This is a genomic window from Streptomyces humicola (assembly GCF_024436035.1).
Taxonomy (GTDB): Bacteria; Actinomycetota; Actinomycetes; order Streptomycetales; family Streptomycetaceae; genus Streptantibioticus_B; species Streptantibioticus_B humicola.
Map to the genome: position 1 here is coordinate 481,220 of NZ_JANFNG010000001.1, position 25,628 is coordinate 506,847.

Sequence of the window (25,628 nt, forward strand, 5' to 3'; positions counted from 1 at the left end):
CCCTCCCACGTGTGCGGGAGGGCAGGCAACTCGTCAGGTGTGGAGGGCCGTCACCGTTCCGGCGCCGACGGTGCGGCCGCCCTCGCGGATGGCGAAGCCCAGACCCGGCTCGAGCGGCACCGGCCTGCCCAGACTCACCGTCATCTCCACGGTGCTCCCGGGCACGGCGACCGCGGAATCACCGAGGTCGACGTCGCCGACCACATCCGCCGTGCGGATGTAGAACTGCGGACGGTAGCCAGTGCTGATCGGCGTGCGGCGACCGCCGTGCGCGGCGGGAATCACGTACACCCGCGCCGCGAAGCGACCGATGGGCACGAGACTGCCCGGCGCCGCGACGACATGCCCGCGCCGCACGGCGTCCCGCTGCACACCGCGCAGCAGCAACGCGACGTTGTCCCCGGCCTCGGCGGACTCCATCGGTTTGCCGAAGGTCTCCAGACCGGTCACGACCGTCTCCAGTCCCGCCCCGAGCACCTCGACCCGGTCGCCGACGCGCAGTGTGCCGCGCTCGATCGCCCCGGTGACCACCGTGCCGCGCCCGCTGATGGTGAGCACGTTCTCCACCGGGAGCAGGAACGGCGCGTCGGTGTAACGAGCCGGGACGGGTACATAGGTGTCCACCGCGTCGAGCAGCGCCTCGATCGCCCGCGTCCACCGCGCGTCACCCTCCAGCGCGCGAAGCCCCGAGACACGCACCACCGGGAGCGCATCCCCCGGATAGCCGTGCGCGCAGAGCAGTTCGCGCACCTCCAGCTCGACCAGGTCGGTCAGCTCCGGGTCACCGGTGTCGGCCTTGTTGAGCGCGACGACGATGTGCTCGACGCCGACCTGACGGGCGAGCAGCACGTGCTCGGCAGTCTGCGGCATCACTCCGTCGAGTGCGGACACGACCAGCAGCGCGCCGTCCAGCTGCGCTGCACCCGTGATCATGTTCTTGACGTAGTCGGCGTGACCCGGCATGTCGACATGTGCGTAGTGGCGGGTCTCCGTCTCGTACTCCACGTGCGCGATGTTGATGGTGATGCCGCGGGCGGACTCCTCCGGAGCCCGGTCGATGCGGTCGAACGGGACGTACGCGCCGGTGCCGCGCGCGCTGAGCACCTTGGTGATCGCGGCGGTCAGCGTGGTCTTGCCGTGATCGACATGCCCCATGGTGCCGATGTTCAGATGCGGCTTGGTGCGCACGTAGGCCTGCTTGGCCATGATGCCTTCCCCGGTGATGGTGTGAATCGCTCCCGTCCATGTGCGGGAACGGCGAACCCCTCAGGCCCGGCCGACCCTCCCCCTGCGGGGTTCGCGGAGTATCCGGGAAGGGTCAGACTCGGGCGCCGCCGGCAGGCTGGACCGGCGAGGAATCGACGGCAGCCTTCAGCGCGCCTGCGACTGCAGACGAGGTGAGGAAGGCGTGCCGGAACATGAGCCCAGCATGCCCGCATGCCAGGGAGGTTGGCGAGTGAATTACCGGCGACGGCCCGGCGTGCCAGTCCTCCTCGCGTGACCTGCCCTACGCCGGGCCGGCCGGCACTCGGCTCTCGTGTGCACGGCATCCGTCGTCCGCCGCCGCACCGCGCCCAGCCGTCCGGGGCCGTGCATAGGAGTGCATAGGAGTGCATAGGAGACTGTCCTCGCCGCGGAGCAGGCAGTCGCCGCGGCCCTGGCCGCGCAGACCGCGGTGCCGGTTCGTGGACCCGTGGCGTGTGTGACCATGGAGGAGAGACCAGATCCTCGACGCTTGGGAGCGTGTGCCATGGCTGGTCTGACACGAAAGAACTTCGATTCGCCCGACGAGGTTCGGCCGTTTGAAGAGGACAAGGGCAGACTCCAGCTCATCACCTTCGAAAAGGGACCGGTAGGTCGCGCGATCTTCGAGCCGGGATGGCAGTGGTCCAAACACGTCAAGCCGATTGCCAGGACCGGGAGCTGCGAAGCTGCGCACATCAGGTACTTCGTCTCCGGGCACATGAAGATCGTCATGGACGACGGTGAGGAGATGGAGTTCGGGCCGGGCGACTTGATGACGGCCGAGCCCGGCCACGACGCATGGGTGGTGGGCGATGAACCGTGTGTCGTGATCGACTGGCAGGGTTACGGCGACTACGCCAAACGGTAGCCCGGTGACGCGATGCGCCGTCAAGTACCGGTTGACGGAATGGGGCTACAGCCAGGTCAGAAGTGCATAACCGGCGATGGCGGCGGCGACGCCGGTCAGCAGGCTGCCGAGCGCGTTGAGTCCGGCCTCGGCGAGGGAGCCGTCCTCCAGCAGGCGCACGGTCTCGTAGCCGAAGGTGCTGAAGGTGGTGAGCGCCCCGCACACCCCGGTGCCGAGCAGCAGCGTGGCGCTGTGGGGCAGGGCGTGGGCTGCGGCGGCGCCGGTGAGGGCGCCGAGAACGAAAGCGCCGCAGATGTTGACGGTGAAGGTGCCCCAGGGGAAGACGCTGTCGTGGCGGGCCTGGATCGTCTTGTCGGCGAGGTAGCGCAGGGGCGCGCCGATCATGCCGCCCAGGAAGACCAGCAGGACGGGCATTATCGGGTTCCTTCCTCGGGGGCACGCGCAACGCTGTCCGCGGTTTCCGGTGCGGCGAGCGCGACGGCTTCCACGTGCTCCATGGTGATCAGGGCGTCCGGGGCCATCTCGCGCAGCTGCGGGAGAAAGCCGCGGGCCCGCTCCTCGGAGTCGATGATCACGACCGCGACGGGCAGGTCCTCGGCGAGGTCGAGGAGGCGGGAGGTGTGGATCACGGACCCGGCGCCGAAGCCCTCGATGCCGCGGAAGACGCTGGCGCCGGCGAGGCCGGCGTGGTGGGCGCGGTGGACGATCTCGGCGTACAGCGGCCGGTGGTGGAACTGGTCGCTCTCGCCGAGGTGGACGGTCAGCCGCACGGCCGGGCCTTGCAGCGGCTGCCTCGGCTCACGGGGCGTGGTGGGCTCGTCGGCGTCTCGCTGGTCCCGGTGCGGAAGGTGCGCTCTCATGACGGGCGTCCTCGGGTCGGTGCGGCGCCTGCTGCCGCGGGCTGCTTCGGTGCGCGTCCGGCTTCGCTGCGGCGGCGCGGGCCGCGCCGTACCGGCAGGCCACTGGTGCGCCGGGCGACGACGATGCCGGTCCATACGGCGGCGAATCCCGCGACGATGCTGGTCAGGGCATAGGCGTCGGCAGTCGACCAGTGGCCGAGGGCGAGCATCCCGCGCAGCTCGACGGTGTACGTGGAGAACGTGGTGAAGCCGCCGAGGACGCCCACGCCGAGGAACGGCCGCACATAACGGGAGGGCGGCCACACCTCGAGGACGTAGACCATGAGCAGGCCGAGCAGGAAGCAGCCGGAGACGTTGGTGAGGAAGGTCGCCCAGGGGAAGCCGCCCGCCGGGGTAGGCAGGGCTTTGGCGAGGCCGTAGCGCGCGATGCTGCCGAGCCCGCCACCGAGGGCGATCACCGCCTGGATGTCCCACTGACGGCTGCGGGCGCGGGGCCGATAGGTCCGCGTCGCGACCGCAGGGCGGGGTTCGGCGTCGGGATCGACCGGCAGCGTCTCGGCAGGCTTCCCGGCCTGCGATCGCTCCATGGATCCTCCCGTGGACGGCACTGGCACTCCCTCGCTGTCGCTGATGTGGCTGCTGTGGCTGTCGTCGGTGTTTGTCGCGCCATGCGGATATGTACCACGGTCGTCTCGTGCCACGGGCCTCAGGGCGCTGGGGTGACGATGTCCCGCGGGGCCTGGTCCTCCCACCTGTCGTCGATGACTGCGCGGCACGTGCGGTGCGTGCGCGCGCAGATGTCAGGCAGGGACTGTTGGCGACCGGCGTTGGTCGCGGTTGTCGGCGAGCCCCACCGCCGTCTTTGTCCCCAGCCTACCGGGCGGGTCCCGGGCGGCCGTCCCACTCTCGCCGGGCCCCGCTCAGCTGCGGCTTTGGCTCCGAATGGCTCCTTCGTAACGGGCCTTCGTACACCTCGTCGGCCGACTGTGCCCGGAGCGCCACCGCGCGGGGCGCCGCCCGGGACGTCGCATCCTGGTGGGCTGGGACGCAGCCCCGCGGGCGCCCGGGCGGCCCCGGACGCTGGACGGCTCTCACCGACCACGACGGCGGGCCGCTCGTCGCCCCTGCGAGAGCACCCGCGCCCGGGCCCGCGCACACGTGCTCGCTGCCGTGCCGTCGGCCGTGATGCGGGGAACGGCAGCCCTGCGACGGCGCCCCAGTGCACAACTCCCTTGTCACAGCCTTGTCATGAACAGATGGGCGCTCAACTCCAGGACTGGAGCTGCAGGTTAACCGTTCCATATGATGACCCTTTGGATACATGACAGGGCCGTCGTTCAGCGGGGGGCGCGTTCACATGGCAATCAATCTGCCGCACTGGCTCGTTGAGATCGTCGGAGTCCTCGGCTTCAACTGGCCGGAGATAGACGAGGATCAGCTGCGCGAGGCCGCAAAGCACCTGCGGAGCTACGCGGACGAGTGCGAGCGGTCGCACGACAAGACGCACGGCGTCATCACCGGCGACCTGCCGCAGGTCTACAAGGCCCAGTCGTACACCGCGCTGGCGCAGGTGTGGAGCGAGCAGAGTTCCGGCCACATGAAGGACATGATCGAAGCGTGCCGCCTGTTCGCGGATGGGCTGGAGATCGCCGCCGTCGGCGTCGAGGGGATGAAGGGCGAGGTCATCGCCCAACTCGTCATCGCGGCCGCTGAGTTCGTGGCGGACCAGGCCGCCGCGGTGGTGACCTTCGGCATCGCGGAGGCGGCCGAAGTGGTGTTCCTCGAGGCGCAGAACAAGATCCTCAACGCGATCATGCAGCGCTTCGAGTCGGAGGTGATCGGCAAGCTGGTGAACGCGACTCTCGGCCCGGCGGAGGAGCAGGTCGAACGGGCGGCGCAGAGGCTGATGTTCATGGAGGCCGGCCAGCTCGCGGTCGGCGGACCACCGCCCGCCCTGGCACTGGACACCGACGCGATACGCGCCCACGGCGAAACGCTCAAGGGCGAGGCGGACGCGAACATGGAGGGCGGCCGTTCCTTCGCCAACAAGGTCGGCGCCCTCACTTTCACGACGGGGGGCTGAGCTGCACCATGGGCGGGATAGAAGAGAAAATAGCCAGGCCGGTCGTACGGACTCTGGAGAAATTCAGCGAGAAGATCCCCAAGGGGATGGCTCAGCGCTTCCACGACCTCGGCCAGGCGACCCGCAAGGCGGCCGACCACTTCGACAAGGCCGAGGGTGAGATCGCCGGCCGGGTTCCGGTGTACAAGGTCGAAGCCGATGGCACCGTCATGAAGCTGGTCGGAGGCAAGTTCCATCCGCTGCACGACGTCGAGACGGAAGCCGACAAGGGATCCGGGATCAAGGAGATCCTGGGCGAGGACGGCAAAGCCTCCACATGGGAAAAGGGCAAGTACACCCTCGACGCCGAGCCGAACGAGAAGGTCCCGGGAGATCTCGGGCCGAAGGTCCGGAACCCGGTGGATTCCACCAAGGTCGACCCCGGCAGCACCCCACTCTCCATGGCGACCGCACAGGCCCGCCGGGCGGATGGCGAGGCCGCCTACGGCCGCAACTACGTGGCATTCCACTATCGCGACGAAGGCAGCGGCCACAACTTCATCCTGGTCGGCAGGAGCATCCCGTACAAGGCCCATTCCGAGCAGTACGCCGGCATCCCGTTCCTCGAGAAGGGAATAGGGGGAAACGTCAAAGCGGTCTACACGGAAAGAGCTCCATGCGACTTCGGCCGCAATTGCCAGTCATGGCTGGGAAGGTATTTCAACAACGGTCAACCCGAGGTCAGCCATTCGTTCAATTATGCAAAGGACAAGGACGTAAGGGAGCACGGGGAACTGTCCAGCTACCTCCTTGGCCTGTTCGACCAACCGCTTCCCTCGAGTTGAGGGGAGTAGGATGAGGCCATGATCGACGACCTGGCAGGCAGGCTCACGGCGCGTTTCGGCGCATCCGGTCTGCGGCGGACGGAAGGCGCGGAAGACCTGCCTCTGCCCCCCGAGCAGATCGCGTTGCTCAGGGATTGCGGAATACCTCGACAAGTCGGGCCATATTTCACGACGGCGGACGGCGACCCCGTCCGGCTCGGCGCCTACGCCGAGCGGCTGGACTGCGAACTCACCGGCGACCAGCAGGCGTCGTGGTACCGCATCGGATCGGATCGGGGTGCCGAGATCTGCCTCGACGAATCCGGCGCGGTACGGGCCGCGTTCATCGGCCTCGGAATGTCGGGCGCGTTCATCAACGAGAGCCTGCCCCTGTTCCTGGAGTCGCTGATCGCGCTGGACGAAGCCCTGTCGCTGATCGCGGCCGCCAAGAGCGTGCCGGAGAGCGCCTCGCACATCCGCATCCTGCTCAAGCAGCTCGCGAACGTCGAGGTGGAGACGGTCCAGTCCGGCGACACCTGGTGGTCGCGGGTGCTGGAGGACATCCGGCACACCGCCTCGCACTCCGCCTACGCGGCGTTCGAGATCACGGACGCACGGGGGGAGCAGCAGATCGTCACCAAGTCCGGTGCGCTGTGCGTGCATCCGGAGGAGAGGCTCTGGAGTGAACTGCGCGCCGCGGGGGTCTCGTCCTCCCAGGTGAAGAAGGTGCACACCGAACTCCAGCCGTGCTTCATGCCGGGCCACTACTGCTCTTTGTGGATGGCGACGGAGTTCCCGGAAGCGGAGTTCACCCACAATTTCGACTACGGCAGCACCGCCGAATCCCGCGAGCAGGGTTTCGTGGAGCTGCTGCGCCACGCGGCCTCGTCCCGAGGCTGAACCGTCCACACCACAAGCCGTACCACCGAGGAATCACATGACGTTCGCCATCTCACGCGAGGCGATGGAAAAAGAGTTCGGCGCCGACAACCTGGTCACGGCACCGGCGGACCGACTCAACCCGGCCATCACCCACGCCCCGACGGTCCAGTTCCTCTCGGAAGTCGGCATGCCCGACGTGGACGAGTTCGTCTACACGGTCGACGACGATCTGGCATCCGGTCTGGTCGGAGCCCTGGAACGCCAGCCCAACCTTGGCGACTACACCGACAAACCCCTCGACAACTGGGTCGTCCTCGGGTGGTTCGTCGACGACAAGTACCTGCTCGACGGCGCCACCGGGGAGGTCTGGATCAAAGTCGACGGAGACGAGACGGTCAAGTTCATGAACACTCGTGTCGATTTCTTCGCGCGTTTCCTCGCCTCGTTCCACCGCGACTACGAACTCCTCCACCCGGACTACGCCATGCCCGACGAGATCGAAACCGCGATGAACAATCTGATCACGGAAGTGCGCGGCCTCGACCCCTTCGGCGTCGGCCATGAGCAGGGCTACTGGCACGAGTTGGCCGACCGCATCGCCTGGCAGTACTGAGCCATTCCGGCAAGGAGTAACCGTGACCGACAGGCTGTCTCTCGCGCGCTTCCCGGACGTGGAGGCCGGGCGCACCCCCGCGTGCCAGGCGCTGCTGGACTGGGTGCAGGACCGGGAGGCGGAGCGACTGTGTCTTGTGAGCGGTGCGGCGGGAGCGGGTAAGAGTCACCTGCTTGCCTGGTCGATGGGTCCCGTACGGTTTGACGCGATGGTGCCGGGCGAAGGGCTTCGCCTGGCCGAGGCGGTGTGGGGGATCTCCGGGCAACTCTGCTACGACGGCTGGTCAGTGGACGACCTGCTGCGCCATGTCACCCAGGACGAACGCCCGTTGTGCATCGTCGTGGCAGACGCGCACAAGCTCGACAACCGCGGCAGGGCGCCGGGGACCATGCTCGTGCCCGAGGTGCTGGAGCCGTTGCTGGAGCTGCCGTGGGTGAGGGTGCTCGCGGAGGTCAGGGACGCCAAGGCCAGTCCGTTCACCAAGCCCGCCCGGGTCATCGACCTGGACGACCCGGCGATGACGGACGAAGGCGAGTACACCCGCTGGTACAACGAGCTGGCCGGTGGCAGGCCCTCGGTTCCGGTGGGCGAGGTGTTCCCGCACCCGGTGTCCGGGCAGCTGGCCGCCTCGCTGCCGGACAGCCTCCCCGAGGGCAAGGATGTCTGCACCGCCTGGTGGGAGAGCCTGGGCGCGCCAGTGCGCGGAGCCATGCGGACCCTGGCGCTGGCCCGGGGATGGATGGGGGTCGCCACCTGGCGGCTGCTGCACGCCGGACTCCACCCGCACGACCCGGATGCCGCCGACGCGGTGGACGAGGCGGCGGCCCGGCTCACCCGCCGCACCGTGGAGTACCGGTTGCCGCTGCCCCGGCTGGTCTCCCTCGCACGGCGGGAGGACGACTCCGGCGAGCAGGTCCCCGACCCGGAGCGGGTGTTCGAGATCCTGCTCGGCCTCGTTCCCCGCGACCGCAACGGCCGTCCCGACTGGGAGCACGCGCCGCGCTATGTGCTGGACCACATCCTGGCGCATGCGCCGGAACCCCGGATGGCCGGGGAATTGATCAGCGACCCGGGGTTCCTCGTCCACGCCGAGGCGGGTGCCATCACCCGGGCGCTGGAGGACGCCAAGGTGCCGACGCCGCCGTCGCTGCGCGCCGCCTGGTACCCAGCGGCCCCCACCCTGTACGGGGAGGCCTACGACGCGCCACGCACGGAAGCGCAACGAGCCGCGGTGCTGCGCACCAGCGCGCTGGCGAACGCACCACGGCTGGCGGATCTGCTGGCGCCCGCCGCGCGGGGGAGCGGGTTCATCGCCCGGTGGTCGCTGCCCCGGCGGTCCCTGCCTGTGCTCGACGGCCCCGTGCCGGAGGCCAGTTGGCCCGGCGCGGTGGCCGCCATGGCACCCGGCGCCGAGGGGACGGTGATCGCGGCCGACACGCTGGGGCAACTGCGCAGGCTGAGCACGGCCGACGGCACGGTCGCCGGCCGGACGGTCAACACACCGGCCACCGGCGCCTCGGGGCTGGTCCGAATCGGAGACGACACCTTCGTGCTGCTGGACACCAGCGGCACGCTCCGTGCCGTCGGCCCGGTCGATCCCGCGCTCCAGGCCGCGTTGGCGCACCACAACTCTCCTGCCGGCGGCACCCGGGCGGTCTGCCTGGGCGGCGACCCGGGCGGACGGACGCTGGTGGTGGGTGATGCCGCCGGCACGGTCCATCTGCACGAGGCCGGGGGCGGAGAGCCGGTCACCGTGCGGATCTCCGAGGTCCCGCTGACCGCGGTGGGCTGCCTGCGGCTGGGCAACGGTGCCGACCTGGTGCTCGTCGGGAGTGCCGACGGCCATCTGAGCGTATGGGCACCGCCCAGGCCTCCGCTGGACCAGGCATTCATGATGGACGGCTCTCCCCCGACTGCCATCGCGCTTGCTGAGACCCGGGTCGGGGTCGTGTACGCGGCCGCGTACACGCATCGCGTCATATCGGTCGGGCGGGTGGAGTACGGATCCAGCCGCAAGATCCACGTTCCCCACGACATCGCCGCGCTCGTCCTCACCCCCGACGGCATGCTGGCCGCGGCCGGCTACGACGGCATCACCTGCTGGCGGTGCGACCTGGGCGCCCTCCCGTGAGGGTGCGGCCGCCGATCAGGCGTCTCAGCCCTCACGCTGATCGTCGGGTGTCTTTGGCGTCCCAGGTGTCTCAGATGTCGGGCAGCCAGTTGCCGTGGAAGCCCGCGGGCACGCGCTGGGGCAGGTCGACGGAGGCCATCCGCGTCAGATCGGTGGCGTCGAGAACGACCAACGCGGATCCGCGGCCGGCGCGGTCGGAGACGATGGTCAGCAGCCATCCGTCGTCCTCCGCCCCGCCGTCCTCGGTGGGGACGAAGACGGCCTCCCCGGGCGCTTGTCCGGGGCCCGCGTCATAGCACCGGCCGGCTCCGCTGTGCAGATCGTACTTGACCAGCCCGTCCCCGTGCACGGCGTAGCGGTAGCGACTCGGCCGTCCGACCAACGTCTCGTTGAGGGTGGGGAACTCCACTCGGCGGTCGTCCAGGGGCTGTTCGCTGACGCGTCCACTGCGGGGGTCGAGCGTCCATTGATGCAGCTGGGCATGGCCGGTGGCGTTCTGCGCGCGCGGAGAGCCCGCTGCGCCCATCGCCGCCCAGGAGTTGACGAACGCTTCCCTGTTGTAGCGGACGGCGTCCAGGATGATGCGGCCCTCGGCATCTTCGCGGGCGTTGCCGACGTGGAAGACGTAGCCGGGGTCGACCTCGAACCAGCGGACCGGGGCGGACCCGCGCTGGGGCATCACGCCGATCCGGGCGCGGTAGGTGTCGTCCCAGCGGTAGGGCATGCCCTTTCTCAGGAGGGCGCGGTCGAAGACGACGGGAAGGTCGAGCCAGACCACATGGCGCTCGGTGATGGCGAAGTCGTGCATCATCGTCGGCCCGCCGACCGGGATCTCCCGGCTCTCGACAAGAGCGCCGTTCGCGGTGGCGCGGTGGTAGGTGAGGAAGGGCGCAAGGGCGCTGTAGCCGAAGAAGTGCAAATCCCCGGTGACGGGGTCCTCCTTGGGATGGGCGGTCATCGCGGTGGTCAGCCGGCCGTCGAAGTCGTAGGCGCCGCGGGTGTCCAGTTCGTCGGACACCTCGTACGGCAGGCCGTTCTCCACCAGCGCGAGGATGCGGCCGCCATGGCGGATGACGCTGGTGTTCGCGGTGACCGCCGAGAGGTCAGGGCGGCCGTCGGGCCCGCGCCCGGGAGCACCGGCCAGGGCGGCGGTGCGGACCCAGCGGTTGCGGTACCAGCGGGCGCGCCCGGCGTGCAGGCGGATCCCGTGCAGCATCCCGTGGCCGGTGAACCAGTGTCCGGGATCCTGGCCGGGGCTCGGGTTGGGGCCGTTGCGGAAGTACCGGCCGTTCAGCTCGGGCGGCAGCGCCCCGGTCACCGGCAGGTCGTGGCCGTCGACTTCCTCGGCGACCGGTGCCAGGTGGCCGCTCAGGTACAGCGGCGCGGTCATGCCTCGGCCCCCTGCGGCTGCGCGGCGCGGGCGGCGTCGCGGCGGCGTGCGTCCTGGTACCGGACGGTGAAGGCGGCCGGGACGAGGTAGCCCGCGGTCTGGATCAGCGTGGTCGCGGTGCCGCTGTGCGAGACGGCGTAGTCGAGCGTGCCGGTGGCCGCCGCGGTCACGGTGAAGCTCGCCGCCCACGCCGTGGTGATGACCACGTTGGCCCGTCGGAACTGCGGCGTCCCCCAGAAGGCCTGAGGCACGGAGCGGCGGGCGATCCCCATGGTGAAGGGCCGTGAGATCGCCAGCGATCCCCAGGCCGTCAGGGCCAGCCAGCCCGAGGAAAGCGCCCCTATCGCTTCGCGCAGGGCCGAGTGCGGTTCCAGGCAGGCGACCACGGCGATCACCGCGAAGAACACCGTCGCGCTCAGCTCGATGACGTTCTCATCCAGGCCGTGGCCGGTGCGGATGTTGCGCACCAGCAGCACGACGCTGAGCGCGCCGGCCGTGAGCGCACCGATCTGCCATCCCGATGTGCCGCTGAGCACGGCGAAGGCGATCCAGGGGATGAATCCCCGCAGCGAGCCGACCATTGCCCCCATTGCCCCTCCATTGACCTGTCGATGTTGACATGCCGAATGTAGAAGGTCCTGGAGTGACGTGTCAATGCTGGAACGTGCGGCGGTACTCCGACCGCGAGCCGGCGCAACGACATGCTGTTGCGAGTGTTCTTCCCGGGCTGGTCCCGCCCCAGCGGGCGCTGGAGTTCCTCCACGCCAGGGCGGCGGCCTCCGCGGAGCTGCACGAACACCTTCGGCAGGTCCACAAGGCCGTCGCCTCGGAGCGGGGCCCGTTGGCCGACTACGGCCGTCTGGCGCTGGAGTGGGGCCTGAGGTTCAGTGCGATGCAGCGGGAATGGGCGGAGTGGGCCGCCTGCCAACTCGGCGCGACGCACGTCGCATCCAGCGGGGACAGCGGCACCGCGGGTGCCGAATGATCCCCCGGCCCTGACCGGCGGATCGTCAATCCCCGCCCGGGCCGGGCACGTTGCGAAATCGGAACGGCTGCGGATCACGGCCGGGCTGGACGAACCAGCATTCCCCCGCAGCGTCACCGGTGACGATCCGCAGCACCGTGTCGGCCACCACCTCGGCCGGGATCAGCTTCACGCCCTGCTCGGAGAGCATGCCGCGGATCGGGTCGACGATCTTCGACTCGGCGTAGCCCGGGCAGATCGCGTTGACGCGGATTCCCTCCGGCGCCAGAGCCGGGCCCAGCGAGCGTGCCAGGCCCACCACGGCGTGCTTGTTGGCCGAGTAGAGCGGGTCGAGCGGCACCCCGGTCAGGCCGGCCAGGGACGCGGTCGCCACGATCGCCCCGCCGCCGCGGGCCCGTAGCGCGGGCAGTACCGCATGCGCGCCGAAGACGACTCCGTCGAGGTTGGCGCCCATCGCGCGCCGGTACAACGCCGGGTCGAAGTCGTCACCGATACCGCAGCCCGTCGCCACGCCTGCGTTGAGGAACGCGATGTCGACACCGCCGCAGCGCTCCACGGCGAAGTCCACCAGAGTCCGGTTGGCCGCCAGGTCGGAGACATCGCAGCCCCGGGAGTGACCGCCGGTCAGCTCGGCGACATCTCGGGCGCCCGTCTCGTCGAGGTCGGCGACGACCACCTCTGCGCCCGCCTCCGCCAGCGCCAGCGCCGTCGCGCGGCCCAGGCCGCTGGCGCCTCCGGTGACGATCGCGACCTTGCCGTGCAGCTGCGCCCCGGCGGTCACGCCAGCTCCAGAACGAGCTTGCCGATGTTGTCGCCGCGGAAGAGCATCTGCAGCGTCTCCGGGAAGTCGTCCACGGTGCCCTTGACGAGGTGTTCCTTGACCTTGATGCGGCCCGCACCGATCCAGCCGGCGATCTCCTGCGCCGCCTCGGCATAGCGCTTGGCGTAGTCGAAGACCACGAAGCCCTCCATCCGCGCGCGCCGCACCAGCAGGGAGATGTAGTTGGACGGGCCCTGGAACGGCGTCGCGTTGTTGTACTGGCTGATCGCGCCGCAGATCACCACGCGGGCGTGCATCGCCAGCCGGGTGAGCGCCGCGTCGAGGATCTCCCCTCCGACGTTGTCGAAGTAGACGTCGATGCCGTCCGGCGTCTGCTCGCGCAAGGCCCGTTTGACGCCTCCGGCCCGGTAGTCGACGGCCGCGTCGAAGCCCAGTTCATCGGTGAGCAGGGCGCACTTCTCCGGACCGCCGGCGATGCCCACGACCCGGCACCCCTTCACCTTGGCGATCTGCCCGGCCATCGTCCCGACCGCACCCGCCGCGCCGGAGACGACGACGGTCTCGCCCTCCCTCAGCGCCCCGACGTCCAGCAGGCCGAAGTACGCGGTCATGCCCGGCATGCCCAGCGCGCCCAGGAACGTCGAGGGCGGGGCGAGCGACGTGTCGATCTTCATCGCTCCCTTGCCGTCGGAGACGACATGCTCCTGGACGCCGAAGGTGCCGACGACGTGGTCACCAGGGTGGAAGCCGGGATGGTTCGAGGCGGTGACCTCGATCACCGACCCCGCCCGCATGACCTCGCCGATCCCGACGGGTGGGAGATAGGAGGGCCGGTCGTCGAGCCAGCCGCGCATCGCGGGGTCCAGCGAGATGAAGCGCGTACGGCCGGCGAACTGGCCTTCTCCTGGCTCCTGTGCGGGCTCTGCGACGTGCTCCCAGTCCTCCGGTTCGACCTCACCCACGGGACGGGCTGTCAGGCGGATCTGGCGGTTGATCGCGGACATCATGCCTCCTGTCGCTGGTGACAGGCAGCACCGTACCGACTAGTTGGTATGGCCTGCTCGGTGATATGCACCACATCGCGCCCTCACGATCCGTCTGCCGCCGGGTCGTCAGAAGGCCGAGTACGCAAGCCAGTGGTCGAGCAGCTTCCGGTCTCCGGAGACGTCGAGGGACGCATCGTCGCGCGACAGCCTGCCGTACAGCAGCAGGAGCAGATCCGCCGCCCCTCCCTGGACCGTCACCTGATCCCGAGCGTGTCCCTGGCGGGTGCCGGAATCCGCACCGGTATTCGTCCGCGGCTCGAGCCCGAAGCCGTCCCGGTTCAGCCGGACGTTCCACTGCTCGCCGGCGTGGCCTGCCTCGTCAGCGCAACGGAACGCGATGACCTCGCCGTTCCCTCGCAGTTTCGCCACACCCGGAGCGAAGAACCCGGCAGAGGGCAGGTTGACCAGGAACTCGTCCACACCGTCAGCGGCGAGCGCGGTGTCGATGCCGGACGGCAGGCCCAGCGCCCGCTCGGCGTCCGTGCGGTGCAGCAGCGTCTCGAAGAGCATCCGCCGCGCCCAGAACCGCGCATGCTGGTCGGGTCCCCAGGCCCACATACGCGCGTGCGGATCGGTGGCGCGCAGTACGGCCGAGACCTGGGCCACCCCCGAGTCAAGCCAGTCGGCGTAGGCGCTCTCGCGATCCGGCAGCCCCAACTCGACGTCCCGACTGCGCGGCGGCTCTTGGACGCGTCGGGTCAACAGAGCGCAACCACCGCTGCACCGCGCCGGTGTGCCTGACCAACTCGGCGAGCGTCCATCCCGGGCAGGACGGAACGGCGATCGCCGGATCCATGCCCCTGACCACCTCGGGATACCGCACCGTCTCCCGTTCGATCGCCTCCCGGTAGACCTCGTACGGAAGTGGATGCTCCGGCCTGCTCATCGACTCCTCCTGTCCCTGCCCCTGCGGGCCGATCAGCCCTTGGGCAGTCTCGGACCTGGAGCGCGCTCAAAGTCAAGTGTGTCGGCCCGCGCGGCCTCAAGTGCGCAGTGCAGCCGCTCCGCACTCGTCCGGTAGCGCTCGAGGGACGCCGGCACGCACCAGTAGAGCCCAGGACCACGGGTGCGGTGCTGCGGCGGCCTGTGACACTGGTCGGATCCGGCCGCTTTTGAACCAAATAAATTGCGATTCCCGATTAATCCGGGATTATGATCCCTTCCTGCTCCATACCGGACAGAATCACGTGTGAGCCGTGCCATATGACAGAGTTCACTTACGGTCCCGTTTAGTTGGATCGGGAATCCTCGTGACCTGGAGCTCGCCCGCGCGCACCACATCGGAAGCCGATCCGGTTGCCGCACTCCAACGAATATGAATAGTAGTCGGCGGATTGTCAGGATTTTTATGGCCCGCTAGACATTGCCTGCCGCAGGGCGCCGCGAATGGAAGCGCGGCGCTCACCTTGTACCGGTGACCGCGGCAAGGTAATCGGAAAGGTCGGCTCGGCCATGGCCAGACACGCCCGTACTCGCTTCACCCGAAAGCAAAGAATCTCCGCGATCGCTGTTGTCACGGCCGGAGCGGCGGCCCTGGCGTTCGCCTCATTGCAGGAGCCGTCGGCGGTCGCGCAGAACGCCGCCAAGGGCGTGCAGCACCGGCAGAGCGCGAGCCCGGCCACGGCGCTGGACGCGATGGCCCTGCCGGTGAACGGCGCCACCCCCGAGCAGGCAAACATCTCACGGCAGTTGACCGCAGCGGTCCAGCGCGCCCAGGCCCAAGCTCAGGCCGAGGCTCAGGCCCAGCGTCGGGCGGAAGCCGCCAGGGAGGCTCGGCGGCGACGGCGGGAGGCTGCCGAGCGGGCCGCGGAACTGGCTGCGAAGCAGGCGGCACAGCGGGCCGAGGTGGCCCGGCAGGCCGCAACCCCGTTGCCCGCGCCGACGCCCATCGCCGCCGCGCCGGTCGCGGCGCAGGCCCCGGTGCCGGCCCCGAGTGCGGCACCGGTCACGTACGCCGACAACCTTGACGGCTGGATCGAGCACGCGCTGGCGATCATGCAGCAGAACGGTATTCCCGGTACGTACGACGGCATTTACCGCAACATCATGCGCGAGTCGAGCGGCAATCCGGACGCCGTCAACAACTGGGACTCCAACGCGGCGGCAGGTACCCCTTCCGAGGGCCTGCTCCAGGTGATCCAGCCGACCTTCGACGCCTATCACGTGGCCGGGACGTCGTGGAACATCACCGACCCGGTGGCAAACATCGTTGCCGCGTGCAACTATGCGGCGCACAAATACGGTTCGATCGACAACGTGTATTCGGCGTACTGACAGTGCCGGTCCGCCGGTCGTCAGGCGCCACCTAGGGCGGATGCCCGGGGGTCTTCGCGGTCCGGGTATTCGCGCAAGCGCAGGGCGAGGGCCGCGATGTCGTCGTTGAGTCCTCCGCTGCTGTACCGGACGAGGTCCCGGTGAAGCCTGTCCAGCAGCTCGCGGGGCGGTACCGAGGTCTGTTGCTGCATCCAGTCCGGTAGCGGGAAGAAGTCGCCGCTGTGGTTGCGGGTCTCGGTGACGCCGTCGGTGTAGAGAAGCAGCCGGTCGCCGGTGGTGAAGGCGACGCTATCGATGCTGTAGCGGTCGCCGATGAGTGCCGCGAGGTTGAGAAGCGGCGAGGGGGCAGTGGGCCGCAGGACGCGAAGCTCCCTGTGGTGCATGAGCAGTGGCGGGGGATGTCCGCAGTTGAGGATTCTGATGCGACCGCTGCCGTGCGGGATCTCGGCGAGCAGGGCGGTGGCGAAGCGCTCCGGCAGGTCATGCGCGGGGAACGAGGCGCTGTAGCGGGTGATGCTGGCCTCGAGGCGCCGGGCGATGCCGCTCAGGTCGGGCTGGTCGTAAGCGGCCTCTCTGAAGGAGTTGACCACCGCCGAGGCCGCCGCCACCGCAGACAGCCCTTTGCCTCGCACATCGCCGATGAGCAGCCGCACCCCGTAGGGCGTGTCGACCGCCTCGTAGAAGTCGCCGCCGATGCGGGCCTGCGCTGCGGCTGCCAGATACAGCGACTCGATCTCGACGCATCCGACACGGCGGGGGATGGGGCGCAAGAGCACACGCTGCGCGGCGTCTGCGACGAGCCGGACCTGGAGGAGGGTCTGCTCGCGCTGGAGGCGGACATAGCTTGCGTACGCGGCGGCGCCGGTGCCTGCCACGATGGCCGCGGCCGTCCACCATGTCCCCAGGTCCGGGTAGACGATGCCGAGGCCGATCATGATCGCAAGGCAGACCATCCCCAGCAGAACGGTGGGCAGCACGGGCCACACGGAGGCGGCGACGGCCGGTGCGACAGGCAGCATGCGGCTGAAGGCGACATCCCTCGGCGTGGCGAACGCCAGGCCGGCGATGACGGCGGTCAGGACCATCGGCGACAGCAGGACGGCTTCCCACCGGCCTCCGGGAGAACGACGGCGCCGTAGCCGTGCGGTCCTGATCACAAAGCACAGCATATAGATACAAAACCGACACATACCTGCGGTGACCGGAGCCCGTCCTGCCCGCGCCGGGGGATCGGCTGACGAGTGAAAGTGGCGGACGCGATGGCGACGGAGCGCGGTGAACGCACATCCCGCGCGTTCACCGGGTCGGATCACGCTGCCACGCGCGCGCCGGCGTCGTGGTGAATCGGTGTCCGCGAGCCGGTCAGCGGAAGGCCCGTACCACCGTGCCGCGCCGCGACGATCTCGGCCGCGATGGACACGGCGGTCTCCTCGGGCGTACGGGCGCCGAGGTCGAGGCCGATGGGGGAGTGGAGCCGGGCAAGCTCGGGTTCGGTGACACCGGCCTCGCGGAGGCTGAGGTTGCGCTCCTCATGGGTGCGGCGCGAGCCCATCGCGCCGACGAACGCCACCGGCAGCCGCAGAGCCGCCTGCAGCAGGGGGATGTCGAACTTGACGTCGTGGGTGAGCACGCACAGGACCGTTCGGCTGTCGGTACGCGTGTGCTGGAGGTAGCGGTGCGGCCAGTCGACCACGATCTCGTCGGCCTCGGGGAAGCGGGCCCTTGTGGCGAAGACGGGGCGGGCGTCGCACACGGTCACGTGGTAACCAAGGAGCTTGCCCATCCGCACCAGCGCCGCGGCGAAGTCGATGGCACCGAAGACGATCATGCGGGGCGGGGGCACGCTCGACTCGACGAACAGCGTCAGGGGGGTCCCGCAGTGCGATCCGCTCTCCGAGACCTCGAACGTGCCGGTGCGTCCCGCGGCCAGCAGACCGCGGGACTCGGCCAGCACCGTCCGGTCCAGCTCCGGATGCCCGCCGAGTCCGCCCTCATGCGATCCGTCGGCCCGCACGAGCAGAGCCCTGCCCAGCAGTTCGGCGGGGCCCCGGGACACCCGGGCGAGCGCCGCCGCCTCTCCTCGGGCGGCGGCCGGCAGCGCCGCCACGAACACATTCCCGCCCGGCGCGTCCGCGGCCACCGGCGTGACCAGGACGTCGATGACTCCGCCGCAGGTGAGCCCTACCGCGAAGGCGTCCTCGGCGCTGTAGCCGAAGCGTTCGAGCACCGTCGTGCGGTCCTGGAGCGCCCGGGCGCACAGGTCGTACACCGCCGCTTCCACACAGCCGCCGGAGACCGAGCCGATGGCCTCGCCGTGGCTGTCGACGGCAAGAGCGGCGCCGGGACTGCGCGGCGCGCTGCCGCCGACGGCCACGACGGTGGCGACGGCGAACTCCCGGCCCTGCTCGATCCATGCCGTCAACTCGTCGGCGATGTCCAGCATCTCGGTCTCCTCGTGGTCGCGGGCCGGTCGTGGGGCGGGACGTGGGCCGATCCCGGGGCGCCGGTGCGGCTCACCCCGCCCCGCCCGTCCCGCCAACGGCCAGGAGCACCCGGTCGGGCCGGATCGGCAGATGCCGGTGGCGGACACCGGTCGCATGCCAGACCGCGTTGGCGATGGCCGCCGCGGCTCCCACGATCCCGATCTCGCCGATCCCCTTGATGCCGATCGGATCGTCGTTGTCCGTGTCGTCCACCCAGTCCGCCTCGATCAGCGGTACATCGGCGTTCGCGGCAAAGTGATAGCCTGCCAGGTCGGCGCCGACAAGGGCCCCCGAAGCCTGGTCCCGGACCGCCTCCTCGTGCAGCGCCATGGAAAGACCCCAGGTCATTCCGCCGATGAACTGGCTGCGCGCGGTCAGCGGGTTGACGATCCGGCCGGCGGCGAAGATGCCGAGCATCCGCCGTACGCGCACCTCACCGCTGGAGACGTCCACGGCGACCTCGGCGAACTGCGCCCCGAAGGAGTGCCGTTCCCGCATCGCCAGCGCACCGACGGCCTCGGTGGTGTCCGACCGTACCGTGATCCCCTCCGGCGGGATGCCACCGCCGAGGGCGAGGCGCTCCCGCAGCTCGCCCGCCGCAGTGGTGATCGCCCAGGCCCAGGAACGCGTGCCCATCGAGCCGCCGGCGACCATCGCCTGACCGAAGTCGCTGTCCGCGATCCGCATCCGGATGTGCTCCGGTGCCACGTGCAGCGCGTCGGCGGCGATCAGCGTCAGCGCGGTCCGTGCCCCGGTCCCGACGTCCGCCGCGGTGATCCGTACGGTGAAGGTGCCATCCGCCTCCGCCGTCACGGCCGCGGTGGACGGGGCGACCCCCGAGGGGAACGTGGCTGCCGCCGTACCCGTCCCGAGCAGCCAGCGCCCCTCGCGGCGCAGGCCGGGACGCGGATCCCGGTCCGCCCAGCCGAACCTGCGGGCGCCCTCCCGGAAGCAGGCGAGCAGATTGCGGCTGCTGAACGGCAGCCCGGAGACGGGACCGCGGTCGGGTTCGTTGCGTTCGCGCAGCGCGATGGGGTCCATGCCGCACTTCTCGGCGAGTTCGTCGAGCGCGGACTCCAGCGCGAACGAGCCCGGGGCCTCGCCCGGAGCGCGCATCCAGGTCGGTGTGGGCACATCGAGTGCCACGACCCGGTCGACGGTGTGGTGTGCGTCGGCGTCGTACATCACCCGCCCGTACGCGGCACTGCGCTCGACGAATTCATGAACGGTGGAGGTCAGGTTCTGCGCCTGGTGGTCGACGGCGCGCAACCGCCCGTCGGCGTCCGCGCCGAGCCTGACCCGCTGCGCCGTGGGGCTCCGGTAGCCGACGAGCGAGAACATCTGACGGCGAGTCAGGACAACACGGACCGGGCGGTGGAGGACGGTCGCCGCCATCACGGCGCACACCTGGTGCGGGCGGACCCCCTTGGACCCGAAGGCGCCGCCGACGTGCTCGGACCGCACCCGTACCGAGGCCGGATCGAGGGAGAACAGCTGCGCCAGGTCCTCCGCCACCCACCGGCTGCCCTGATTGGAGTCGACGACCTCGAGGCGGCCGCCGTCCCAGTGCGCCATCGCCGCGTGTGGCTCCAGCGAGGTGTGGTGCTCTTCCGGCGTGGTGTACTCCGCGTCCACGACGACGGCGGAGGCGGCGAGTTCGGCCTCCACGTCGCCCTTGCGGGTCTCCGCCTGCAGCCTGGGGGAGCTCTCCGGCGTGTACGTACCGGGGCGGCCGGCAGAGAAGGCCACGTCGTGCGGTTCATCGTCGTACCGGACCACCAGCGCTGCGGCGGCCTCCCTGGCCTGCTCGGAGGTCTCGGCCACGACCAGCGCCACCGGCCAGCCCGCACAGGGCACGCGGTCGTGCTGGAAGACCGCGACGGTCGGGTCGGGCCGACCGAGCAGGCCCGTGTAGTCCGTGGTTACGCGCGGTGCGTTCCCGTGGTGCAGGACGGCGAGGATGCCGGGCATCGACATGACCGGGCCGGATTCCACGGAGCGGATACGGCCGCGGGCGATGGTGGACAACACCAGCCAGCCGTGGGCGAGTTCGGCGAAGGGGATCTCGCCGGCATAGCGGGCCGCTCCAGTGACCTTGGCCCTGCCCTCCACGCGGGTGTGCCCGGTGCCGACGGCCGCCGCCGTTGCGGTGGTTCCCGTCATCGTGGTCATCGGGCGGCCTCCTCGGCGAGCTCGGTCAGCATGGCGACGACGAGGTTCCGCACCAGCGCCACCTTGTACCGGTTGTGGGGCAGCACCTCGGCGGCTGCCAGTTCGGTGTCCGCGGCGTCGGCGAACGCATGGGGGGTCGCGGGTCCCCCGGTCAGCACCCGCTCGGCTTCCCGGGCCCGCCACGGCCGGGACGCGACCGCCCCGAAGGCGAGGCGGACCTCGCGGACGGCTCCGTCCCGGACGTCGAGGGCGGCGGCGACCGAGCCGATGGCGAATGCGTACGACGCGCGCTCGCGCACCTTGCGATAGCGGGAGTCGGCGGCGACCGGTGCCGGCGGCAGGGTGATGCCGGTGATCAGGGCGCCGGACGGCAGCGCGGTCTCCAGGTGCGGGGTGTCGCCCACCGGCAGGTAGAACTCCGCGAGCGGCAACTCGCCCGGTCCGTCGGCGGTTTCGTAATGGACGACGGCGTCGAAGGCGGCCAGCGCCACCGACATGTCCGAGGGGTGGACGGCCACACAGTGCTCGGAGGCGCCGAGGATCGCGTGGTTGCGGTGCTCGCCCTTGATGGCGGGGCAGCCACTGCCGGGGATCCGCTTGTTGCACGGCTGTGAGGAGTCCGTGAAGTAGCCGCAGCGCGTGCGCTGGAGCAGGTTCCCGCCGACCGTGGCCATGTTGCGCAGCTGGCCTGAGGCGCCGGCGAGCACGGCCTGCGCCAACGCCGGGTAACGGCGGCGCACTTCGGGATGGGCGGCGAGATCGCTATTGGTGACGGTCGCCCCGATGCGCAGGCCCCCGCTGTCCGTGGCCTCGATCCGGTCGAGCGGGAGTTCACGCACGTCGACCAGGAGCGCGGGCCTGTCCACGCCGGTCTTCATCAGATCGACGAGATTGGTGCCGCCCCCGAGGTAACGCGCCTCGGGATCGGCGCCGAAGGCGAGCGCATCCGGGACGTCGAACACGCGCTGATAACCGAATTCCCTCATGCTGCTCCCTCCGCGTCCGCCGCCTGCGCGACCGCCTGCACGATTGACACATACGCACCGCAGCGGCACAGGTTGCCGCTCATCCGTTCCCGGATCTCGTCGGCGGTGAGCGGTGGCGGACCTGCCTCGGGCCGAACATCGGCGGTGGCGGCGCTCGGCCAGCCCGCAGCGTGCTCCTCGATCACCGCGATGGCCGAACAGATCTGCCCCGGTGTGCAGTAGCCGCACTGATAGCCGTCGAGGTCGAGGAACGCCTGCTGTACCGGATGCAGCCGCTCACCGTCCGACACGCCCTCGATGGTGGTGATCTCGCGCCCCTCGGCGGCCACCGCGAGCTGCAGGCAGGAGACGGCTCGGCGTCCGTCGAGCAGCACCGTACAGGCGCCGCACTGGCCCAGGTCGCAACCCTTCTTGGTGCCCGTCAGGTCGAGACGCTCGCGGAGCGCGTCGAGCAGGGTGGTGCGGTGGTCGACGGGCAGTGTGTGCTTCTCTCCGTTGACGGTGAGGGTGATGACGCCGGCCGTCGAATGGGCCATGCTCAGCCTTCTTTCGCGTGGGTGATGCGCTGCGGGCGGCGGGGCACGGCCCCGATGCCGACCTGGTGGACCGGGAGCGCAGGCGTCGAACGAGTCTGGCCCGGCCTCGGTCCGGGAGCGGGGGACGCCGCCTCCCGCGCCGACGGCATGTGCGGTGACCGCACCAGGTGTCTCCAGCGGCTGCACGTGCCGCTATGGTGAACCTAACCGGACAGCTGTCCACCGACCTCGAACCTACCGGACAAGTGTCCGGTTAGCAAGACCCGGCCCGGCCGTGATTCCCGGAAGCCGTGACTCCTGGAAGGGGGACGAGTGCAGCACAAGGAAAAGGAAGGTGCACCACTGCGCTCGGACGCGCAGCGGAATCGCGAGCGCATCCTGGAGGTGGCACTGGCGGAGCTGACGCGCTCGGCCGACACCCCGCTGAGCTCGATCGCCAAGAAGGCCGGCGTCGGACAGGGGACGTTCTACCGCAACTTCCCCAACCGCGAGTCGCTCGTGCTGGAGGTCTACCGCCACGAGGTGCAGCAGGTCGCCGACGCCGCGCCCCAGCTGCTCAGCACCCGCGCACCCGACCAGGCGCTGCGCGAGTGGATGGACCGTCTCGCCCAGTACGCCATGGCCAAGGCGGGCCTGGCCGACGCGATGCGCAGGGCCACCATCGCACGCGGCACCCTGGCCGGGCTGGGACACGGACCGTTGACCTCGGCCGTCGCGCTCCTGCTGCACGCGAACGAGGTGGCCGGCACGATTCGCCCGGGAGTGACGCCCGAGGACTTCCTGCTCGCCATCGCGGGCCTCTGGCAGATCGATCCGCGCGGCGAGTGGCGGCCATGCGCCGGACGGCTTCTGGACCTCGTCATGGCCGGCCTTCGCGCCGGCGCCCCGGGGCGGTGACGGCGGAGCTGCCCATGGCTGACTGCAGGTCACGTCAGCCGTGTGGTGGCGTGGGCTGAAGGCATGCGGCCCTTGATGCGCCGGCGCCCACAGCGAGTCGTCCCGCCAAAGCCCGGCACGGTCAACGGGGCGACGTGACACGTGCGCGGAGAGAGGCGTCATCGGGTGCCGTCGGCCACGATGACCACGATGAACGGTGAGCGGAACCCATGACGAGGAGCAGGTGTGGTTTTCCAGGTTGCCGTGTGCGGTCCGGGCGAGTGCTCGGCGCAGGAGCGCGGGCAGGCGTACCGGGTGGGCGAGCTCCTCGCGGAGCACGGCTCAGTGGTGGTGTGCGGGGGAGGGGCCGGGGTGATGGCCGCGGTGGCGGAGGGCGCGCGGTCGCGTGGTGGGCTGGTGATCGGCATCCGCCCCGACCGGGACCGTGGCACGGCATCCCCCCACCTGTCGGCGGTGGTCCTGACCGGCATGGGAGAGGCACGCAACGCCGTCATCGTCGCGAGCGCGGACGCGGTCATTGCCGTCGGGGGCTCCTGGGGAACGCTCAGCGAGATCGCCCTCGCCAAGCGCCGCGGCGGGATCCCCGTCGTCTCCCTCACCGGCTGGCACCTGACCGACGCCCAGGGCGCCCCCGTCAGCGGAATCACCTACGTGGCGACCGCGGAGGAGGCCGTCGCCGAAGCTCTCGCGGCACAAGCGTCGCGGGGAGGGCGCGGCGCCTGACCGCAGTTCGCATCCCGGTGCCAACTCACAGGAATTACTGATCAGTTGGCAGGTGAACGGGGAGTACTCTCGCTGTCGGAGTCTGGGTGAACGAGCCGGAGGGCGGAAGCGGATGGGTGACCAGGCGGGCAGTGGGTCGGCGCCGGGGATGATCGACTCGACGGTGGCGCACCCGGCGCGGGTGTACAACGCATGGCTGGGTGGCAAGGACAACTACGCCGTCGACCGGGAGGCGGCCGAGCTGGCAGCAGCTGCCAATCCGGACATCATCCCGGCCGTCCGGGCCAACCGGGCGTTCCTCGGGCGGGCGGTGCGGCAGTTGGCCGGGGAGGCCGGGATCCGGCAGTTCCTGGACATCGGGACCGGGATACCCGCCGCGGACAACACCCACGAGGTGGCCCAGGGGACCGCACCGACCTCGCGCGTGGTGTACGTCGACAACGACCCCATCGTGTTGACGCACGCCAGAGCGCTGCTCGTCAGCTCCCCGGAAGGCACGACCGACTACATCCACGCCGACCTTCGTGACGCCGAGAAGATCCTCGCCGCGGCCGAGCGCACGTTGGACCTGTCGCAACCCGTCGTGCTCATGCTCGTGGCGATCCTGCAGTACATCCCGGACTCCGACGACCCGCACGGCGTCACTGCCCGCCTCCTGGACGCGCTCGCGCCCGGCAGCCACCTCGTTCTGTCGCACCCGGCGTCGGACATCGGCGCCGACGAAGTGGCCGAGTCGATGCGTGTGTACAACGCCCGCGCCGCCAAGCACTCTGCCGCCACGCCGCGTACCAAGGCCGAGGTGTCACGGTTCTTCGACGGCACGCAGCTGTTGGATCCCGGAGTCGTGTCCCTGCCCGAATGGCGTCCCGACTCGCAGGACGACGCCGGCGGGAGGGTTCCGATGTGGTGCGGGGTCGGGCGCAAGCCTTCCCTGGCCTGATCGCCTGACCATGCCGGGGGGGCGATTCCCTCGGAGCGGTTGCCGGTCAGGGGCGCGGCGCCGGCGTCGCCTCGGCTCAGCTGTGCGCAGCCAGCACCGACTGGCGGCACTGGGGGCACCGCTCCCTCCCGCCCCATGCGGTCCAGCCGAAGTCCGCGGGAGTCAGGGACCTCCCCTCCAACTCGTCGCGGACCGCGACCCGGTAGGCCCACACGGCCTCGATGTACGGATGGTAGGCGTCATGGAAGGCGGGTGATGAGGTGGACGCACCCGCGGCGACCTCACGGCGCAGCGCGCGAAGCCTTTCGAACATCACCTGGCCGGCGCCGGCAACCGGCGCGCTGGCATCGATGAACAGCCGCTCGCGCACCTCGTAGAGCCTGGCCTCGACCAGAGCCGCGCGGCTGGCCGCCTCCAGCTCCGTGGCGGCGTCGGGGGACTGCGCGAGCTCGCGCAGCCGGGTGTGCGCGGTGCCTGCGGCGGCGATGAAATCGATGTACACCTCGCGCCGCCGCGCGCCGAGGCCGCGGTCGTCGTCGTGCCGCGCACGCAAATGGTCGGCCAGAACTGTGCCGGATATCGCGATCACGGCGCCGCCGAGCGTGGCGACCAACGTCCCCCAGTCCACGTCCACTCCCACCCCGCCTGCCGACTGTGATGGCACGGTAGCACTCGGCCGCACTCCCGCCGTGCGTCAACCAGTCGGATTCCGGTGCGCGCGCCGACACACCGCCGAGACAATGGCTCGGCATCCGGGCGCCGCAGCCAATCACAACCAGCACCTGGTGCCCTATGTGTTGCTCGGTGCTTGGTGCCTGGCCGGCACTGCCGCCTTCATCGTGTGGCGCGGACGCCCCCCAGGCGTCCGGGAGACCGCGGCACCCGCCGCACCAGCGGCACCAGCCGCATGACGCCCGGGCGCGTCACCGA

Annotated in this window: 25 protein-coding genes and 1 pseudogene; 11 read left to right on the plus strand and 15 right to left on the minus strand. The window is 70.3% G+C overall.

The features are described from left to right. Positions 1–33: 33 nt before the first annotated feature. Complete coding sequence (tuf, locus tag NGB36_RS02295; protein ID WP_255918303.1) at positions 34–1,206, minus strand: elongation factor Tu; 1,173 nt, start codon at positions 1,204–1,206, stop codon at positions 34–36. A gap of 544 nt (positions 1,207–1,750) precedes the next feature. Here tuf and NGB36_RS02300 point away from each other — a divergent pair. Then, positions 1,751–2,113, plus strand: coding sequence for a cupin domain-containing protein (locus NGB36_RS02300; protein WP_255918304.1), 363 nt, complete (start codon positions 1,751–1,753; stop codon positions 2,111–2,113). Between the two features lie 45 nt (positions 2,114–2,158). On the opposite strand, the gene crcB (NGB36_RS02305) is transcribed toward NGB36_RS02300, so the two are convergent. The 3 genes from crcB (NGB36_RS02305) to crcB (NGB36_RS02315) are packed head-to-tail and all read right to left on the minus strand — an operon-like array spanning position 2,159 to position 3,560. Next, entirely contained in the window at positions 2,159–2,527 is a 369-nt protein-coding gene (gene crcB, locus NGB36_RS02305; protein WP_255918305.1) for a fluoride efflux transporter CrcB, read from the minus strand. Then, positions 2,527–2,973 carry a DUF190 domain-containing protein gene (locus NGB36_RS02310; RefSeq protein WP_255918306.1) on the minus strand — a complete coding sequence of 149 codons (447 nt, stop codon included), beginning with the start codon at positions 2,971–2,973 and terminating at the stop codon, positions 2,527–2,529. The genes crcB (NGB36_RS02305) and NGB36_RS02310 overlap by 1 nt, the downstream gene beginning before the upstream one ends. Next, positions 2,970–3,560: a fluoride efflux transporter CrcB gene (gene crcB, locus NGB36_RS02315; protein WP_255918307.1), complete on the minus strand. Its 591-nt coding sequence runs from the start codon at positions 3,558–3,560 to the stop codon at positions 2,970–2,972. Before crcB (NGB36_RS02315) ends, NGB36_RS02310 begins: the two co-directional genes overlap by 4 nt. A gap of 770 nt (positions 3,561–4,330) precedes the next feature. Between crcB (NGB36_RS02315) and NGB36_RS02320 the strand changes: the two genes are divergently transcribed. Genes NGB36_RS02320 through NGB36_RS02340 form a run of 5 tightly spaced genes read left to right on the plus strand, consistent with a single transcriptional unit; the run spans position 4,331 to position 9,485 of the window. After that, entirely contained in the window at positions 4,331–5,056 is a 726-nt protein-coding gene (locus NGB36_RS02320) for a WXG100-like domain-containing protein (protein WP_255918308.1), read from the plus strand. A gap of 8 nt (positions 5,057–5,064) precedes the next feature. Continuing rightward, on the plus strand, positions 5,065–5,880 hold the full coding sequence (locus NGB36_RS02325; RefSeq protein ID WP_255918309.1) for a nucleic acid/nucleotide deaminase domain-containing protein: 816 nt from the start codon (positions 5,065–5,067) through the stop codon (positions 5,878–5,880). An 18-nt stretch (positions 5,881–5,898) separates the two neighbouring features. Then, positions 5,899–6,759: a nucleic acid/nucleotide deaminase domain-containing protein gene (locus NGB36_RS02330; RefSeq protein WP_255918310.1), complete on the plus strand. Its 861-nt coding sequence runs from the start codon at positions 5,899–5,901 to the stop codon at positions 6,757–6,759. A gap of 37 nt (positions 6,760–6,796) precedes the next feature. Beyond that, positions 6,797–7,354, plus strand: a complete 558-nt coding sequence (locus tag NGB36_RS02335; protein ID WP_255918311.1) for an SUKH-4 family immunity protein — start codon at positions 6,797–6,799, stop codon at positions 7,352–7,354. A gap of 22 nt (positions 7,355–7,376) precedes the next feature. Next, complete coding sequence (locus tag NGB36_RS02340) at positions 7,377–9,485, plus strand: ATP-binding protein (RefSeq protein ID WP_255918312.1); 2,109 nt, start codon at positions 7,377–7,379, stop codon at positions 9,483–9,485. 70 nt (positions 9,486–9,555) lie between these two features. On the opposite strand, the gene NGB36_RS02345 is transcribed toward NGB36_RS02340, so the two are convergent. Together NGB36_RS02345 and NGB36_RS02350 are read right to left on the minus strand one after the other, a co-directional pair. Beyond that, a complete protein-coding gene (locus tag NGB36_RS02345) occupies positions 9,556–10,875 on the minus strand; it encodes a carotenoid oxygenase family protein (RefSeq protein WP_255918313.1) in 1,320 nt (439 codons plus the stop codon). Beyond that, positions 10,872–11,465, minus strand: coding sequence for a DUF3159 domain-containing protein (locus NGB36_RS02350; RefSeq protein WP_255918314.1), 594 nt, complete (start codon positions 11,463–11,465; stop codon positions 10,872–10,874). The genes NGB36_RS02345 and NGB36_RS02350 overlap by 4 nt, the downstream gene beginning before the upstream one ends. Positions 11,466–11,539: 74 nt before the next feature. On the opposite strand from NGB36_RS02350, the gene NGB36_RS02355 reads away from it, so the two are divergent. Beyond that, on the plus strand, positions 11,540–11,860 hold the full coding sequence (locus tag NGB36_RS02355) for a virulence activator alpha C-terminal domain-containing protein (protein WP_255918315.1): 321 nt from the start codon (positions 11,540–11,542) through the stop codon (positions 11,858–11,860). 25 nt (positions 11,861–11,885) lie between these two features. Here NGB36_RS02355 and NGB36_RS02360 read toward each other — a convergent pair whose 3' ends face one another. From NGB36_RS02360 to NGB36_RS02370, 3 genes and pseudogenes are all read right to left on the minus strand, one after another. Further along, complete coding sequence (locus NGB36_RS02360) at positions 11,886–12,641, minus strand: SDR family oxidoreductase (protein WP_255918316.1); 756 nt, start codon at positions 12,639–12,641, stop codon at positions 11,886–11,888. Then, the gene (locus NGB36_RS02365) at positions 12,638–13,645 is read right to left on the minus strand and encodes an NADP-dependent oxidoreductase (RefSeq protein WP_255918318.1); all 1,008 of its coding nucleotides are present in this window, start codon (positions 13,643–13,645) and stop codon (positions 12,638–12,640) included. The genes NGB36_RS02360 and NGB36_RS02365 overlap by 4 nt, the downstream gene beginning before the upstream one ends. Before the next feature lie 108 nt (positions 13,646–13,753). Continuing rightward, positions 13,754–14,573: pseudogene (locus tag NGB36_RS02370) on the minus strand (maleylpyruvate isomerase family mycothiol-dependent enzyme). A 566-nt stretch (positions 14,574–15,139) separates the two neighbouring features. Between NGB36_RS02370 and NGB36_RS02375 the strand changes: the two are divergent. Further along, positions 15,140–15,961: a transglycosylase SLT domain-containing protein gene (locus NGB36_RS02375; RefSeq protein WP_255918320.1), complete on the plus strand. Its 822-nt coding sequence runs from the start codon at positions 15,140–15,142 to the stop codon at positions 15,959–15,961. 20 nt (positions 15,962–15,981) lie between these two features. Here NGB36_RS02375 and NGB36_RS02380 read toward each other — a convergent pair whose 3' ends face one another. From NGB36_RS02380 to NGB36_RS02400, 5 genes are all read right to left on the minus strand, one after another. Continuing rightward, positions 15,982–17,046 (minus strand): PP2C family protein-serine/threonine phosphatase, encoded by a 1,065-nt coding sequence (locus NGB36_RS02380; RefSeq protein WP_255918521.1) that lies wholly within the window; start codon positions 17,044–17,046, stop codon positions 15,982–15,984. Positions 17,047–17,270: 224 nt separating this feature from the next. Beyond that, positions 17,271–18,404: an XdhC family protein gene (locus NGB36_RS02385; RefSeq protein WP_255918321.1), complete on the minus strand. Its 1,134-nt coding sequence runs from the start codon at positions 18,402–18,404 to the stop codon at positions 17,271–17,273. A gap of 70 nt (positions 18,405–18,474) precedes the next feature. After that, a complete protein-coding gene (locus tag NGB36_RS02390) occupies positions 18,475–20,616 on the minus strand; it encodes a xanthine dehydrogenase family protein molybdopterin-binding subunit (protein WP_255918322.1) in 2,142 nt (713 codons plus the stop codon). Further along, complete coding sequence (locus NGB36_RS02395; RefSeq protein WP_255918323.1) at positions 20,613–21,602, minus strand: FAD binding domain-containing protein; 990 nt, start codon at positions 21,600–21,602, stop codon at positions 20,613–20,615. The genes NGB36_RS02390 and NGB36_RS02395 overlap by 4 nt, the downstream gene beginning before the upstream one ends. Then, positions 21,599–22,138, minus strand: a complete 540-nt coding sequence (locus NGB36_RS02400; RefSeq protein ID WP_255918324.1) for a 2Fe-2S iron-sulfur cluster-binding protein — start codon at positions 22,136–22,138, stop codon at positions 21,599–21,601. The genes NGB36_RS02395 and NGB36_RS02400 overlap by 4 nt, the downstream gene beginning before the upstream one ends. A gap of 312 nt (positions 22,139–22,450) precedes the next feature. Between NGB36_RS02400 and NGB36_RS02405 the strand changes: the two genes are divergently transcribed. The 3 genes from NGB36_RS02405 (at position 22,451) to NGB36_RS02415 (ending at position 24,698) form a co-directional block, all read left to right on the plus strand. Then, positions 22,451–23,035: a TetR/AcrR family transcriptional regulator gene (locus NGB36_RS02405; RefSeq protein ID WP_255918325.1), complete on the plus strand. Its 585-nt coding sequence runs from the start codon at positions 22,451–22,453 to the stop codon at positions 23,033–23,035. Positions 23,036–23,260: 225 nt separating this feature from the next. Further along, on the plus strand, positions 23,261–23,758 hold the full coding sequence (locus tag NGB36_RS02410; protein WP_255918326.1) for a TIGR00725 family protein: 498 nt from the start codon (positions 23,261–23,263) through the stop codon (positions 23,756–23,758). 112 nt (positions 23,759–23,870) lie between these two features. Then, positions 23,871–24,698, plus strand: a complete 828-nt coding sequence (locus NGB36_RS02415; protein WP_255918327.1) for an SAM-dependent methyltransferase — start codon at positions 23,871–23,873, stop codon at positions 24,696–24,698. A 76-nt stretch (positions 24,699–24,774) separates the two neighbouring features. Here the strand turns inward: NGB36_RS02415 and NGB36_RS02420 are convergent, their stop codons facing one another. Next, positions 24,775–25,326 carry a CchlQ gene (locus NGB36_RS02420; protein WP_255918328.1) on the minus strand — a complete coding sequence of 184 codons (552 nt, stop codon included), beginning with the start codon at positions 25,324–25,326 and terminating at the stop codon, positions 24,775–24,777. Positions 25,327–25,628 lie beyond the last annotated feature (302 nt).